The 13,073-nt window shown below is 69.8% G+C and carries 16 protein-coding genes; 8 read left to right on the forward strand and 8 right to left on the reverse strand.

Going from position 1 to position 13,073, the window contains the following annotated elements; translation table 11 throughout:
• Positions 1-11: 11 nt before the first annotated feature.
• The 4 genes from AAHG03_RS02610 to hemB form a co-directional block, all read right to left on the reverse strand.
• Positions 12-758 (reverse strand): arginyltransferase, encoded by a 747-nt coding sequence (locus tag AAHG03_RS02610; protein WP_342148533.1) that lies wholly within the window; start codon positions 756-758, stop codon positions 12-14.
• A gap of 169 nt (positions 759-927) precedes the next feature.
• Positions 928-1,422, reverse strand: coding sequence for an RDD family protein (locus AAHG03_RS02615; protein WP_342148535.1), 495 nt, complete (start codon positions 1,420-1,422; stop codon positions 928-930).
• A gap of 138 nt (positions 1,423-1,560) precedes the next feature.
• Complete coding sequence (locus AAHG03_RS02620; protein WP_342148537.1) at positions 1,561-1,989, reverse strand: hypothetical protein; 429 nt, start codon at positions 1,987-1,989, stop codon at positions 1,561-1,563.
• A gap of 14 nt (positions 1,990-2,003) precedes the next feature.
• Positions 2,004-3,056, reverse strand: a complete 1,053-nt coding sequence (hemB, locus tag AAHG03_RS02625) for a porphobilinogen synthase (protein WP_342148539.1) — start codon at positions 3,054-3,056, stop codon at positions 2,004-2,006.
• A gap of 373 nt (positions 3,057-3,429) precedes the next feature.
• On the opposite strand from hemB, the gene AAHG03_RS02630 reads away from it, so the two are divergent.
• From AAHG03_RS02630 to ldtR, 3 genes are all read left to right on the forward strand, one after another.
• Positions 3,430-4,503 carry an enoyl-CoA hydratase/isomerase family protein gene (locus AAHG03_RS02630; RefSeq protein WP_342148540.1) on the forward strand — a complete coding sequence of 358 codons (1,074 nt, stop codon included), beginning with the start codon at positions 3,430-3,432 and terminating at the stop codon, positions 4,501-4,503.
• Complete coding sequence (locus AAHG03_RS02635) at positions 4,500-4,973, forward strand: DUF6163 family protein (protein ID WP_342148542.1); 474 nt, start codon at positions 4,500-4,502, stop codon at positions 4,971-4,973. The genes AAHG03_RS02630 and AAHG03_RS02635 overlap by 4 nt, the downstream gene beginning before the upstream one ends.
• 162 nt (positions 4,974-5,135) lie before the next feature.
• Positions 5,136-5,654 (forward strand): transcriptional regulator LdtR, encoded by a 519-nt coding sequence (ldtR, locus tag AAHG03_RS02640; RefSeq protein ID WP_091941332.1) that lies wholly within the window; start codon positions 5,136-5,138, stop codon positions 5,652-5,654.
• A 159-nt stretch (positions 5,655-5,813) separates the two neighbouring features.
• Here the strand turns inward: ldtR and AAHG03_RS02645 are convergent, their stop codons facing one another.
• The 4 genes from AAHG03_RS02645 to pqqA (AAHG03_RS02660) form a co-directional block, all read right to left on the reverse strand.
• Positions 5,814-7,010: a glycosyltransferase 61 family protein gene (locus AAHG03_RS02645; protein WP_342148543.1), complete on the reverse strand. Its 1,197-nt coding sequence runs from the start codon at positions 7,008-7,010 to the stop codon at positions 5,814-5,816.
• Positions 7,011-7,136: 126 nt separating this feature from the next.
• A complete protein-coding gene (gene pqqA, locus AAHG03_RS02650) occupies positions 7,137-7,226 on the reverse strand; it encodes a pyrroloquinoline quinone precursor peptide PqqA (protein ID WP_015857429.1) in 90 nt (29 codons plus the stop codon).
• A 61-nt stretch (positions 7,227-7,287) separates the two neighbouring features.
• Positions 7,288-7,377 carry a pyrroloquinoline quinone precursor peptide PqqA gene (gene pqqA, locus AAHG03_RS02655; RefSeq protein ID WP_015857429.1) on the reverse strand — a complete coding sequence of 30 codons (90 nt, stop codon included), beginning with the start codon at positions 7,375-7,377 and terminating at the stop codon, positions 7,288-7,290.
• A gap of 61 nt (positions 7,378-7,438) precedes the next feature.
• A complete protein-coding gene (gene pqqA, locus AAHG03_RS02660; RefSeq protein WP_015857429.1) occupies positions 7,439-7,528 on the reverse strand; it encodes a pyrroloquinoline quinone precursor peptide PqqA in 90 nt (29 codons plus the stop codon).
• A gap of 479 nt (positions 7,529-8,007) precedes the next feature.
• Between pqqA (AAHG03_RS02660) and AAHG03_RS02665 the strand changes: the two genes are divergently transcribed.
• From AAHG03_RS02665 to AAHG03_RS02685, 5 genes are all read left to right on the forward strand, one after another.
• A complete protein-coding gene (locus tag AAHG03_RS02665; RefSeq protein ID WP_342148545.1) occupies positions 8,008-8,406 on the forward strand; it encodes an EF-hand domain-containing protein in 399 nt (132 codons plus the stop codon).
• 123 nt (positions 8,407-8,529) lie between these two features.
• Entirely contained in the window at positions 8,530-9,906 is a 1,377-nt protein-coding gene (serS, locus tag AAHG03_RS02670; protein WP_342148547.1) for a serine--tRNA ligase, read from the forward strand.
• A complete protein-coding gene (gene surE / locus AAHG03_RS02675; RefSeq protein ID WP_342148548.1) occupies positions 9,906-10,670 on the forward strand; it encodes a 5'/3'-nucleotidase SurE in 765 nt (254 codons plus the stop codon). The genes serS and surE overlap by 1 nt, the downstream gene beginning before the upstream one ends.
• Before the next feature lies 1 nt (position 10,671).
• A complete protein-coding gene (locus tag AAHG03_RS02680) occupies positions 10,672-11,340 on the forward strand; it encodes a protein-L-isoaspartate O-methyltransferase family protein (RefSeq protein WP_342148550.1) in 669 nt (222 codons plus the stop codon).
• Positions 11,341-11,475: 135 nt separating this feature from the next.
• Positions 11,476-12,870: a murein hydrolase activator EnvC family protein gene (locus AAHG03_RS02685; protein WP_342148552.1), complete on the forward strand. Its 1,395-nt coding sequence runs from the start codon at positions 11,476-11,478 to the stop codon at positions 12,868-12,870.
• The last annotated feature ends 203 nt before the right edge of the window (positions 12,871-13,073 follow it).

Raw genomic sequence — 13,073 nt, forward strand, 5'->3', positions numbered from 1 at the left:
CGCAGGCGGCCCTACTCCACCCGCACCCAGCCCTGCGGCATCAGCCGTTCCTGCGGCCGGAACTTGGCCTTGTAGTCCATCTTGCGGGAGCCATCGACCCAGTAGCCGAGATAGAGATACGGCAGGCCGAGCGCCCGGGCGCGGCGGATGTGGTCGAGGATCATGTACGTCCCGAGCGACCGGTCGGCCATCCGGGGGTCGTAGAACGAGTAGACCATCGACAGGCCGTCGGCGAGGACGTCGGTGAGGCAGACGGCGACCGGGGCGCCGACGCCGCGGCCGTGGATCGCGGAGTCGGGGCCCCGCTCGCGGTAGACCACGAGATGGGTGTCGACGTGGCTGTCCTCGATCATCATGGCGTAGTCAAGCACGGTCATGTCGACCATGCCGCCGTCGCCGTGGCGGGCGTCGAGGTAGCGGCGGAACAGGGCGTATTGCTCCGAGGCCGGGCGGTTCGGCTCCGGCGTGCCGATGAGGCCGGCATTGCGCTGCATCACCCGGCGCTGGCTGCCGGTGATGGAGAAGTCCTCGACCACCACCCGCACCGAGACGCAGGCGCGGCAGGTCTCGCAGGCCGGGCGGTAGGCGATGGTCTGCGAGCGGCGGAAGCCGCCCTGGGTCAGGATCTCGTTGAGGTCGCGGGCGCGGCGCCCGACGAGGTGGGTGAACACCTTCCGCTCCTCCTGGCCCGGCAGATAGGGGCAGGGGGAGGGGGCCGTCAGATAGAACTGCGGGGTGTCGCGCGGATGGCTGGTCACGCTGGAAAGGCTCGCCCTCGGGGCCGGCGGCACGAGCGACCGCACCGCCGGAAGCCAATGTAGCGGGATCGCGGCGGCGCTCAACTGGGATGATGGGAAAGGATGAGGCAATCGCGCGATTCGAGCGATTGCGCCGCATGGGCGGGGGCGGGGCGCGCCCCCGCGAGGGTTAGACCCGCACGACGGCGAGCCCGAGCAGCACGTCGTGGCCGAGGCGCCGGTCGGCGCGCACGAGGCCGAACAGGATGTCGAGGCACCACAGGAGGAAGGTCGAGATCGCCACGTAGAACAGCAGCGCGTGGACCGCCGCGGTCAGCATGTCGACGGGGCGCCCGCTCTCGGGGGCCACCACCCGCAGGCCCACCATCCGCATGCCGATGGTGCTCTGCTTCGAGCCGCCGACGGTGATGGCGCTGTAGAGGATGCCGCTGATGCCGAGGACCGGGAACAGCGTCCAGCCGAGGCCGAAGGTGACGATACCGACGAAGAAGATCGCCGTGCCGAGGATCGCGGTGAAGACGAGGATGAACAGGAGGTCGAGCAGGTAGGCGACCGCCCGCCCGCCGAGGCTCGCCCGGACATACGGCACCGGCACGCCGCCATAGGGCGGATAGCCGGCGGGGTCGGTGTAGCCCGGCCGGGGGTCGAAATACGGGTTCGTCATGCCGGGGCTCCGCAGTGATGGAGAAACATACCCATGAGGTGGGGGCCGTGGCCGGCGCTGCAAGGGAGTCCGAGCATCGGCCCGAAAGGTGGGAACCGGCTTTCGGAAAAGCCGATGCGACACAACGACTGAGAATCGTCAGCGTTTGGCCGCGCCGTCGGAGGATTTGCCCGGATCGGCCGCCTCGGCGTCCGGCGTCTCCAGGAAGTAGCGCCGCAGCAGGTAGAGCGAGGCGCCGTTGACCGGTCCGCGCTCGGTGGTCAGCCCGGTCATCTCGGTGCCGGGGCCGAAGGCGCAACCGAGGAAGCGCACGCGGGCCTCCTCGCCCTTGAGGAGCGCGCCGCCGGCGTCGGCCAGCCGGTAATCGACGCGCACGCTGCGGGGTCCCGCGCCGGGGCCGACCCGCAGCAGCCGCGCCGTGGTGCCCTCGGGCACGAGCGCGGGCAGGGCGCGGCGGCACAGGGCGGCGCGGCGCGCGTCGGTGGCGGTGTCGCAACCGAATCCGGCGGCGAGCCAGCCCAGCGCGAGGCCGAGGGCCAGAAGCGCCCGCCGGGCCGCGGGGCTCAAGGGGAGGCGCCGCGTCAGAGGCCCGCGCGCAGGCGCTCGGCGACGCGGGGCGCGTAGTAGGTCAGCACCCCGTCGGCGCCCGCGCGCTTGAAGGCGAGCAGGCTCTCGGTCATGGCGCGGTCCCCGTCGAGCCAGCCGTTGCGGGCGGCGGCCTCGATCATCGCGTACTCGCCCGACACCTGATAGGCGAAGGTCGGCACGCCGAACTCCGTCTTCACCCGGGTGATGATGTCGAGATAGGGCAGGCCCGGCTTCACCATCACCGAATCGGCGCCCTCGGCCACGTCGAGGGCGACCTCGCGCAGGGCTTCCGCCGCGTTGCCGGGGTCCATCTGATAGGTGCGCTTGTCGCCCACCAGCGCCGCCTTGGTGCCGATGGCGTCGCGGAACGGCCCGTAGAAGGCGGAGGCGTACTTGGCCGCATAGGCCATGATCTGCACGTCGCGGAATCCCGCCCGGTCGAGCCCGGTGCGGATCGCGCCGACGCGCCCGTCCATCATGTCGGAGGGCGCGATGATGTCGGTGCCGGCCTCGGCCTGGATCAGGCTCTGCTCGACCAGCACCGCCACCGTCTCGTCGTTGAGGATGGCGCCGTCCTCGATCAAGCCGTCATGGCCGTGGCTGGTGTAGGGATCGAGGGCGACATCGGTCATCACGCCGATCTCGGGGACCGCCTTCTTCACCGCCCGCACCGCCCGGCAGACGAGGTTCTCGCGGTTCAGCGCCTCGGAGCCGGTGGGGTCGCGCAAGCTCGGCTCGGTGTAGGGGAAGAACGAGATCGCCGGGATGCCGAGGCGCGCCGCCCGCTCGGCCTCGCGCACGGCCTCGTCGACGCTGAGGCGCTCGACGCCCGGCATGGAGGCGATCGGCTCGCGCCGGCCCGTGCCCTCAATGACGAAGAGCGGCCAGATCAGATCGTCCACGGTGAGCGTATGCTCGCGCACGAGGCGGCGCGACCACTCGGCCTTGCGGTTGCGGCGTGGGCGCTGGGTCAGGCTCAGGGGCCCGGCGCCGGGCGCGGCCTCCCGCGCGGTCTCGACGGCGAGCGGACGCGGTTCGTTCGACATGGGCGGCTCCGAAACATTCGGGTGAGCGGGCAGGGGCCTAGCACATCCCGAATCACCCCCGAAAGCCGTCATCGCCGCAGGGCGGGGGACGTGTCGGGCCCGCCGATTGACGCCCTCGCCCGGACTTCGTCTAAGACACGCGTCACACGGACCCGAGCCTCTCATGGCAAGTCCGCCCGATCCCATCCTCCCCCTCATCCTGAGGTGCCGCAGCGAAGCGGAGGCCTCGAAGGAGGGTTCCAGGGATCGCTGAGACTTCTGGAGCCCTCCTTCGAGGCTGCTCACGCGGCACCTCAGGATGAGGGGGTTGGCTGGGATGAGGGGTTGCGTGGGACGGTCGAAGCCAATCGGGCGGGGTTGAGAAAGGATCGGCATGGCGGACGCGGCGGAGCCCGAGATCACGTTCGAGCGGCGCGGGGCGGCGGGGATCGTCACCCTGGCGCGGCCGAAGGCGCTCAACGCCCTCACCCTGCCGATGGTCGAGGCGATGCACCGGCAGCTCCGGGCCTGGGCCGACGACGCGAGCGTCACCCGCGTCGCGGTGCGGGGGTCGGGGGGCCGCGCCTTCTGCGCGGGCGGCGACATCCGCCGCATCCACGCGCTCGGCCAGGCCGGGCGGCTCCCCGAGGTGATGGCCTTCTGGCAGGCGGAATACCTGCTCGACGCCACCGTGAAGACCTACCCCAAGCCCTTCGTCGCCCTGATCGAGGGCATCGTCATGGGCGGCGGCGTCGGCATCTCGCTGCACGGCGACGTGCGGGTCGCGGCCGAGACTTACAGCTTCGCCATGCCGGAGACCGGCATCGGCTTCTTCCCCGATATCGGCGCGACCTACGCGCTGCCGCGCCTGCCCGGCCGCACCGGCGCCTATCTCGCGCTCACCGGCAACCGCATCGGGGCGGGGGACGCGCTTCAGGTCGGGCTCGCGACCCACTCGGTCCGGGCCGAGGATTTCGGGGGGTTGCTCGATGCGCTCGCCGAGGGCGGCGACATCGCCGAAACGCTGTCCGCGTTCGCCGCGCCCGCGCCGGAGACCGGCCCGCTGACGCTTGAGCGCGCCACCATCGACGCCTGCTTTTCCGCCGACACGGTGGCGGACATCCTTGAACGCCTCGACGCGGACGGCTCGGACTTCGCCAAAAAAACCGCGGCGACGATCCGCACCCGCTCGCCCACCAGCCTCACCATCGCGCTGGCGCAGATGCAGCGGGGGCCGTCCTTGAGCTTCTCCGAAGCGATGCGCGCCGAGTACCGGCTGTGCGGGCAGGTGATGCGCGGCCCCGACTTCTACGAGGGCGTGCGCGCCGTCATCGTCGACAAGGACAACCGGCCCGATTGGCGCCCGCCGACGCTGGAGGCGGTGGACCTCGCGGCGATCGAGGCGGCCTTCGCGGACGAGGGGGCGGACATCCCCCGCTTCGACGGCAGCGAGGGACCGCGGCCATGAGGGCGCTCGCCAAGGTCGGCACGACGCGCGACGGGCGCGGGCGCCCGAGCGCGGGCTCGGGTCCGGTCGATCGCATCGAGGAGGCGGCGCCGCGCCAGCAGACCCGCTGGGACGTGGTGCTGGTCTGGTTCATGCGCATCACCGCGCTCGCCTGGGTCGCCAAGGGGCTCGCCACCTGGGGCCAGATCCTCGATCTGTGGCCGGGCGCGACGCCCTTCGCCGAACTCTCCGCCGGGCGGCAGGCGGCGATCGTCTACTTCGCGGTGATCGATTTCGTGGCCGCGGTCGGGCTGTGGCTGACCAGCGCCTGGGGCGGGGTGGTCTGGCTGCTCGCCGCCACCTCGGCGCTGACGCTCGCCGCGCTGACGCCGCAGCTCCTGCCGATGTCGGCGCCGCTCATCGCAGTGCAGGCAAGCATCGTGGCGATTTACTTCGTGTTATCCTGGCTCGCCGCGCGCGATGTTGGCTGAACGAGCGGTAAAAACGACCGCTTCATTTTGCATTTACCGACAGAAGTAAATCGGAAGTTCATCCTGTCGCTTAAATCGGCTTTCATTCGAGGCCCGTAGGTTCAAGCCCATAAGCGATGCCGGACGAAGCAGCCGGCACGACCCGACAGAGAGGCAAGACCGATGAGCACGAAGGCCGCCAACACCGCCCGCAAGCCCGCCGAGACCGCCGCCCCCGAGACGGGCGCCGCCGGCTCCTACCTCGAGGCCCTGCACCTCGTGGAGCGCCTGCATCGCCGCCTGCTCGACGTGATCAAGGACGAGTTCGACCGCCGCGGTCGCGAGGACGTCAACAGCGTCCAGGCGCTGCTGCTCTACAACATCGGCGACAAGGAGCTGACCGCGAGCGAGCTGCGCTCCAAGGGCTACTATCTCGGCTCGAACGTCTCCTACAACGTCAAGAAGCTGGTCGAGGCGGGCTTCCTCCACCACGCCCGCTCCAAGACCGACCGCCGCTCGGTGCGCATCAGCCTCACCACCAAGGGCCGCGAGATCCACGACGTGATCCAGGGCCTCTACGACAAGCATTCCCGCACGATCCAGCCGATCGGCGGCATCTCCGACGACGATTTCGGCCGCCTCAACCAGTCGCTGACCCGCCTCGAGCGCTTCTGGACCGACCAGATCCGCTACCGCCTCTGAGGCGCGGAAGCGCTCAAGTTCGGCAAGGAGACACAAGTCCGGAACACCGGACTTGTGCGCGCTTCCGGACCGACCAGATCCGCTACCGCCTCTGAGGCGCGGACGCGCTCGAGTTCCGAGGCGCGGAAGCCTCATCCGATCCACGAAGGGGGCGTCCCGTCACGCCCCCTTCGTCGTTTTCCGGCGAGGCAGCAGCGAGCGGAGCCGCGCCAGGGCGGGGCGGCGCTCGGAGAGGTCCGGCGTCGCGAGGCCGTGCTTCAGGCGCTCCTGCGCGACCTGGGCGATGTGGGTGGCCAGACGCCGGGGGTCGGCGCCGACGCATTCCGCCTGCTCGATGCGCTCGGCGCGGACGAAGTCGTGCAGGTCGAAGCCGCCCGGCTCGGCGTAGCCGAGCCGCACGAGGTCGTCGTACACCGCCGACGGATCGACCATGTAGGACAGCGAGTTGGGCCCGGCCCGCCGCTCGGGATCGTGATGGATGCGGAACAGGCCCGACTGGCGCCCGATCACATCGGTCGGGCGGCGCAGGCGCGGGTCGAGATGCGGCCGCAGGGGGATGTCGCCCCCCGGCCGCCGCAGGAGGATCGTGACCCGCTCCGCCGACAGGGCGGCCGTGACCTCGGCGAGATGGACTGCGCTGCCCTCCGTGAAGACGATCTCGCGCGCCGCCTTCAGGAGCCGGATCTGCGCCGCGAGGGGGTATCGCTCCGGCTGGATGGCGTGGAAGCCGCGCCGGGCGAGACGGGCGGCGAAGTAGCCTTCCCCCATCAGGCTGCCGCTGTGCAGATGGCGCCGCCCGAAGAACAGCCGCTCGTGGGTCTTCAGGTCGGCCGGGGCGCGATCGAGGAAGTCGGCTTCGACCCGCCGGAGCCGCTCCGGATACCAGGGCTCCGGCCCGCTCCCGAGCACGCTGCCGGGCTCGGCGAAATGCACGGCCTCGACCGTCGTCGGCGTATCGATGATGCGGATTCGGTCGCGCGCGATCCCAAAGCTGCGGCAGATCTCGAAGAAGTAGTCCGGATGCGCCGGGCGGGCGTTGGCGAGCACCAGGGGGAAGATCACCCCGTCGGTGTGAATCGCCGGATCATAGGCCCAGAGCCGGATGATCGCATCGACCAGGACATGCCCGAAATGGTGATAGAGGGGCCCGCCGTAGAGATAGCGGCCGGGCAACCGCGCCCGCGGCGCGTCGAGCACGTCCTCGGGGAAGGTATCGAGGAGCCGCGTCTTGCCGGCGCCGCTACGAATCCGGCCATGCACCGGAATCCGGTCGATCGCCGGACCGCCGACCCAGTGGCGCGTGTAGGGGAGAACGGGCAGGTCGCTGACGAGCGTCGGGGGCGACGGTTCGGACATGCCCGCCTGAGACCACAGCCCGCCCCCCCGTGCAAGCCGCGGGACCGCTGCCCGGCCCAAACGAAAGGGGCGCCGCCCTCGTCAGGCGACGCCCCCGATCACCGGTGAAGTCCGGCGACGACCTTCTTAGTTGAAGGTGTCGATCTCGGCGGACTCGTAGGAGGTGACTTCCATGCCGACGCAGATTTCGGCGACGACGGGAGCGGACCACTTCATGACGTTTCTCCTGAATGAATGGGTTGGGGATCACGACCGGCCCGGAGGCCGAAGAACCTTCTTAGTTGAAGGTGTCGATCTCGGCGGACTCGTAGGAGGTGACTTCCATGCCGACGCAGATCTCGGCAACGACGGGAGCGGACCACTTCATGACGTTTCTCCAAAGTTAGCGATGGGTTTCGACGAGACCGGCCCGGAGGCCGGAGACAACCTTAGTTGAAGGTGTCGATCTCGGCGGACTCGTAGGAGGTGACTTCCATGCCGACGCAGATCTCGGCAACGACGGGAGCGGACCACTTCATGGTGTATCTCCTGACAAGGGTTTGAAGACGAGGATCGGTCTCGCGACCGGCCCTGCCTCGAACTGAGGCGGTGCCGTTTTCGTGTCCGGCCCCTCGTGTTCGACGCCCTGGATATAGCCAATCTGTTGGGCGCAATTCAAGCGGGCCCGTCACTTATATTTCTCATAGGGAGGGCGCCGCCAAGCCGGAAAGCAGCCCGATTTCTGGAAAAATCGTGCAGGAACCGAGATATGAGACCACTGAGGCGGCCCCGCAAGCCGGACTCTCGGCGGAGACGGGCTCTGCCTCCTCATAAGACAAACGAGGAAGCGGCCGCGAAAATCCCGACCCGTCGGCGCTGCGGAAAACCGGCGGCATTTGCCAGACCCTCCCGGATTGCATTGCCGCAATGCACCATTTCTCCTAGCTTAAGTTAAGCCCGCTGCTAAGCGTGGCCTGCCGTTTGACGGCCGATTCCTCGTTTCCCGGAGTCCTTTCGCATGTCCCTGACCCGCAGCGCCGCGCTCGCTCTCGCCCTCGTCCTGCCGCTGGCCGCCGGCCCGGCCTTCGCCCAGAAGAGCGCGGTCATCACCGCCTTCGATCCGGACAAGGACGGCACGCTCGACCTCGCCGAGGTCAAGGCCGCAGCCTCCGCCAAGTTCGACGCGCTCGATCCGGACAAGGATGGCACGCTCGACGCCAAGGAGTCCAAGGGCGTGCTGAGCCCGAACCTGTTCAAGAGCGGCGACCCGGACAAGGACGGCACCATCGACAAGGCCGAGTACCTCGCGCTCGTCGAGGCCGTGTTCAAGGACGCCGACCCGGACAACGACGGCACGCTCGACGCCAAGGAGCTGAAGACCAAGCCGGGCAAGGCCCTGGTCAAGCTCATCAAGTAAGTTTTTGTGACTTTGCGGCCGGGGGCTTCGCCCCTGGCCGCGGAGCGTGACTCCGCCGCCCGCACTTGTGATGCCGGGGGCGTTGCGGCAAAGCGGGCGCCGTTCGAGCCCCGAGAGCCGCCCATGCACGACATCCGCGCCGTCCGCGAGAACCCGCAAGGCTTCGACCGCGATCTGGAGAGACGCGGCCTCGCGCCCCTGTCGGCCGAGCTGATCGCCCTCGACGACGCCCGCAAGGGCGCGGTCTCGGCGGCGCAGGCCAATCAGGAGCGGCGCAACGCGCTCTCGAAGGAAATCGGCGGCGCCAAGAAGGCGAAGGACGAGGCCCGCGCCGCGGAGCTGATGGCCGAGGTCGCCCGCCTCAAGGACGAAGCGCCGGGCCTGGAGACCGCGCAAGGAGAGGCCGCCAAGACCCTCGACGAGCGCCTCGCCGCGATCCCGAACCGGCCGAAGGGCGACGTGCCCGAGGGCGCCGACGAGCACGGCAACGTCCTGTATCGCGACTTCGCCTCGTCGCGCGAAAAGCTCACGGAAGGCCGCCAGCATTTCGAGCTGGGCGAGGCCACCGGCCTGATGGATTTCGAGGCCGCCGCCAAGCTCTCGGGCTCGCGCTTCGTGGTGCTCAAGGGTCAGCTCGCCCGGCTGGAGCGGGCGCTGGGGCAGTTCATGCTCGACCTGCATACGGGCGAGCATGGGTATACGGAAGTGGCGCCGCCAATCCTAGTTCGATCGCGCTCGATGTTCGGCACTGCTCAACTTCCTAAGTTTTCAGAAGATCAGTATCTCTCTTATGCAAAAACTACCCTGAATGAGGCGGTTGGAGCGTTCACTGATGACGTAGACGTGGTGAGAAACGCGCGGACAGGTGAGCAGGCGGCGTTTGAGAAGTACTGGCTCGTCCCGACAGCCGAAGTCCCCCTCACCAACCTCGTGCGCGAATCGATCCTCACCGAGGACGAGCTGCCGTTGCGCCTCACGGCCCTCACCCCCTGCTTCCGCGCCGAGGCCGGCGCGGCGGGGCGGGACACCCGCGGCATGCTGCGCCAGCACCAGTTCAACAAGGTCGAACTCGTCTCGATCACGACCCCCGAAAAGTCGGCCGAGGAGCACGAGCGCATGCTGTCCTGCGCCGAAGCGGTCCTCAAAAAACTCGACCTGACCTACCGGGTGATGACGCTCTGCACCGGCGACATGGGGTTCGCGAGCCAAAAGACCTACGACATCGAGGTCTGGGTGCCGGGCCAGCAGACGTACCGGGAAATCTCGTCCTGCTCGGTCTGCGGCGATTTCCAGGCTCGGCGCATGGGCGCGCGCTTCCGGGCGAAGGAGGGGAAGGCGGTCAATTACGTCCACACTCTCAACGGCTCGGGCGTCGCGGTCGGCCGCGCGCTGATTGCCGTGATGGAGAACTACCAGAACCCCGACGGCAGCATCACGGTCCCGTCGGCGCTCGCGCCCTACATGGGCGGCCTCACCCGGATCGAGGGACCGAACCACTGATGCGCATCCTGGTCACCAACGACGACGGCATCCACGCGCCGGGCCTGGAGACGCTGGAGGGCATCGCCCGCGCTTTGAGCGACGACGTGTGGGTGGTCGCGCCCGAAACCGACCAGTCGGGCGTGTCGCACTCGCTCTCGCTCAACGATCCGCTGCGCCTGCGCCAGATCGCGGAGAAGCGGTTCGCCGTGAAGGGCACGCCGTCGGACTGCATCATCATGGGCGTGGCCCATCTGCTGAAGGACCACCGGCCCGATCTGGTGCTGTCGGGGGTCAACCGCGGCCAGAACGTCGCCGAGGACGTGACCTATTCGGGCACCATCGCGGGCGCCATGGAGGGTACCATCCTCGGCATCCGCTCGATCGCGCTCAGCCAAGCCTACGGCGCGGGCGGGCGCAGCCAGATCAAATGGACCTGCGCCGCCGCGCACGGGCCGCGGGTGATCCAAAAGATTCTGGAGACGGGGATCGAGCCCGGCATCGTCGTCAACGTCAATTTCCCGGATTGCGAGCCGGACGAGGTCGCCGGCATCGCGGTGTCGTCCCAGGGGCGGCGCAATCAGGAACTCCTGCGCATCGACGCCCGGCAGGACGGGCGCGGCAACCCGTATTTCTGGCTCGCCTTCGCCAAGGCGCGGTTCGAGCCCGGCAACGGCACCGACCTGAAGGCCATCGCCGAGAACCGCATCGCGGTGACGCCGCTGCGCCTCGACCTCACCGACGAGCCGGAGCTGACCCGCTTCGCCAAGGCGTTCGAGGCGTAGGATGGCCGGGCCCGAGGATGAAGCGGGCCTGAGCCGGATCGGCAACGCCGCCTTCGTGCTGGCGCTCCGCGAGCGCGGGGTGCGCGACACCGCCGTGCTGCGGGCGATGGAGCAGGTGCCGCGCGAGGCCTACGCGCCGCCGGCGTTGCGCGAATACGCGCGGCGCGACATCGCCCTGCCGCTGCCGCACGGGCAGACCATGACGGCGCCGTCCGTCGCCGCGGCCATGCTCGGCGCCCTCGACATGGTGCAGGGCGCCCGCGTGCTGGAGGTCGGCACCGGCTCAGGGTACGTCACCGCCCTGCTGGTGCGGCTGGGCGCGGGCCACGTGCGCAGCCTGGAGCGCTACGCGACCCTCGCCCGCGCCGCCCGCGACCGGTTGGGCGCCAACCTCAACGACGCCACGGTGGAGGCCGCCGACGGGCTCGCGCCCGGCGGGACCGAGCGGCAGAGTTTCGACCGCATCCTGATCAACGGCGGCGTGGGGGCGATCCCGCCGCACCTGCTCGCCGCGCTGAACCCCGGCGGGCGGCTGGTGGCCGGGCTGTGGAGCGGCCGGGGCTGCCGACTCGTGACGCTGATCCGCGACGGCGAGGGCGCGCCGACGCGCCTCGACGGGCCGGTTCTCCGGCTCGGGCCGATGACGCCGGGCCGGGCGCAGATGGCCTGAACCGCGGCCTGAACGCCGCAAAGCATCGCGCGAACGCACGAAACCGCATCGCAGCGGAGCCACGGGAACGGATGCTTAACCTGAATCCCGTTTGAATGTCCGCATCAGGTTGCGTCAGGTGGAACGGGTGCGTCGATGCGGGTTCGGGGTTCGGTTCTGGGCTTGAGGACGGTGTCGCGCTTCGCCCTCATCGCCGTCATCGGTGGCGGTCTCGCCGCCTGCTCTTCGGACGCCTCGCGGCTGGGCGATCCCTTCGGCAACCCGTTCGCCGGGTTGATGGGCGGCGAGCCCGCCGCCACGGGCAGCCTCGGCAACGGGGAGGGGGAGGCCGACATGGCGCCCTCGCCCGCGATCCGCACGCCGCGGGTCCAGTCGCAGGCGCTGCCCGCGCCGAACCTCTCGCCCCGCCCGCTGGCGATCGGCCCGAGCCCGACGACCACCGCCACCCGCGTGGTCTCGGCCGAGGCCATGAGCGCGACCGGCGGTGCCGTCTCCGGCATGAACCCGTCGGCCTTAGGCCAGAATTCTGCCATGACCCCGCGCGCCGCCTCGCCGGTGCCGGCGCCCAAGCTCCAGTTCGGCAAGCCGGCGGACAAGCTCGCCGAGAAGAAGGCCGAGGCCGCCGCCAAGGCCGCGGAAACCAAGGCCGCCGCCGAGGCGAAGGCCGCGGAAGCCCGCCGCGAGGCCGAGCGGCAGGTCGCCGCCGCCAAGATCGCCGAGGCCAAGGCGGCCGAGAAGGCCGCCGTCGCCAAGGCCGCGGAATCGAAGAAGCTCGCCGACGTGAAGAAGGCGGTCGAGGCCAAGAAGCTGGCCGAAGCCGAGGCCAAGAAGGCGGAGGCGAAGCTCGCGGACGCCAAGAAGCACGTCCGCCCGGGCCAGTCTGCCAAGGCCGAGACCAAGGAGACGGCCAAGGCCGATCCGAAGGCCGAAGCCAAGCGCACCGCCGATGCGGAAGCCGCCCGCAAGGCGGAAGCCGAGGCCAAGGCCGCCAAGGCGGACGCAGCCAAGAAGCTCGCCGAGGCCAAGGCCGCGGAGACCGCAGCCAAAGCCGCCGCCGCCAAGGAAGCGAAGGAGGCCAAGGAAGCCAAGCAGGCCGCCCCCACGCCCGTGAAGGTCGCGAGCGCCGACGCCGCCGTCCCGGCGCCCGCCCCCGCGGCGGAGTCCGCCGAGTCGTTCCGCTGGCCGGCCAAGGGCCGCGTCATCAACGGCTACGGCTCGGGCAACGAGGGCATCAACATCGCGGTGCCCGAGGGCACGCCGGTCAAGGCGGCCGAGGACGGCACCGTGGCCTATGCGGGCTCGGACGTGAAGGGCTACGGCAAGCTGGTGCTGGTGCGGCACAACAACGGCTACGTCTCGGCCTACGCCCATAACGGCGAACTCGACGTGCGCCCCGGCGAAAAGGTGAAGCGCGGCCAGACGATCGCCAAGTCCGGCGCCACCGGCAACGTCACCTCGCCGCAGCTGCACTTCGAGATCCGCAAAGGCGCGACCCCGGTCGACCCGATCCCCCACCTCGCCAGCAATTGATTTTTCGGGATTTGCGAAAAACGAAGCGGCGGCTCCGGGAGGGGCCGCCGCTTTTCGTTTGGGCGTCTGTCGGACCGGTCGATCCAACCCGATCCCCTCATCCTGAGGTGCCCCTTGCCGCGGCAGGGGGCCTCGAAGGAGGGCTCCAGGGATCGCGCGATCCGCTGGAGCCCTCCTTCGAGGCCGCTGACGCGGCCCCGGAG

Origin of the sequence: Methylorubrum subtropicum, assembly GCF_038442325.1 — a bacterium.
GTDB classification, from domain to species: domain Bacteria; phylum Pseudomonadota; class Alphaproteobacteria; order Rhizobiales; family Beijerinckiaceae; genus Methylobacterium; species Methylobacterium subtropicum.

Bases quoted from the DNA above. Each gene is read 5' to 3' on its own strand.
- pqqA (WP_015857429.1), bottom strand. From the start codon at position 7,226: ATGAAGTGGTCCGCTCCCGTCGTCGCCGAAATCTGCGTCGGCATGGAA.
- AAHG03_RS02635 (WP_342148542.1), top strand. From the start codon at position 4,500: ATGAGGGCGCTCGCCAAGGTCGGCACGACGCGCGACGGGCGCGGGCGC.
- pqqA (WP_015857429.1), bottom strand. From the start codon at position 7,377: ATGAAGTGGTCCGCTCCCGTCGTTGCCGAGATCTGCGTCGGCATGGAA.
- serS (WP_342148547.1), top strand. From the start codon at position 8,530: ATGCACGACATCCGCGCCGTCCGCGAGAACCCGCAAGGCTTCGACCGC.
- AAHG03_RS02630 (WP_342148540.1), top strand. From the start codon at position 3,430: ATGGCGGACGCGGCGGAGCCCGAGATCACGTTCGAGCGGCGCGGGGCG.
- ldtR (WP_091941332.1), top strand. From the start codon at position 5,136: ATGAGCACGAAGGCCGCCAACACCGCCCGCAAGCCCGCCGAGACCGCC.
- AAHG03_RS02685 (WP_342148552.1), top strand. From the start codon at position 11,476: ATGCGGGTTCGGGGTTCGGTTCTGGGCTTGAGGACGGTGTCGCGCTTC.
- AAHG03_RS02665 (WP_342148545.1), top strand. From the start codon at position 8,008: ATGTCCCTGACCCGCAGCGCCGCGCTCGCTCTCGCCCTCGTCCTGCCG.
- AAHG03_RS02645 (WP_342148543.1), bottom strand. From the start codon at position 7,010: ATGTCCGAACCGTCGCCCCCGACGCTCGTCAGCGACCTGCCCGTTCTC.
- AAHG03_RS02680 (WP_342148550.1), top strand. From the start codon at position 10,672: ATGGCCGGGCCCGAGGATGAAGCGGGCCTGAGCCGGATCGGCAACGCC.
- surE (WP_342148548.1), top strand. From the start codon at position 9,906: ATGCGCATCCTGGTCACCAACGACGACGGCATCCACGCGCCGGGCCTG.
- hemB (WP_342148539.1), bottom strand. From the start codon at position 3,056: ATGTCGAACGAACCGCGTCCGCTCGCCGTCGAGACCGCGCGGGAGGCC.
- AAHG03_RS02615 (WP_342148535.1), bottom strand. From the start codon at position 1,422: ATGACGAACCCGTATTTCGACCCCCGGCCGGGCTACACCGACCCCGCC.
- pqqA (WP_015857429.1), bottom strand. From the start codon at position 7,528: ATGAAGTGGTCCGCTCCCGTCGTTGCCGAGATCTGCGTCGGCATGGAA.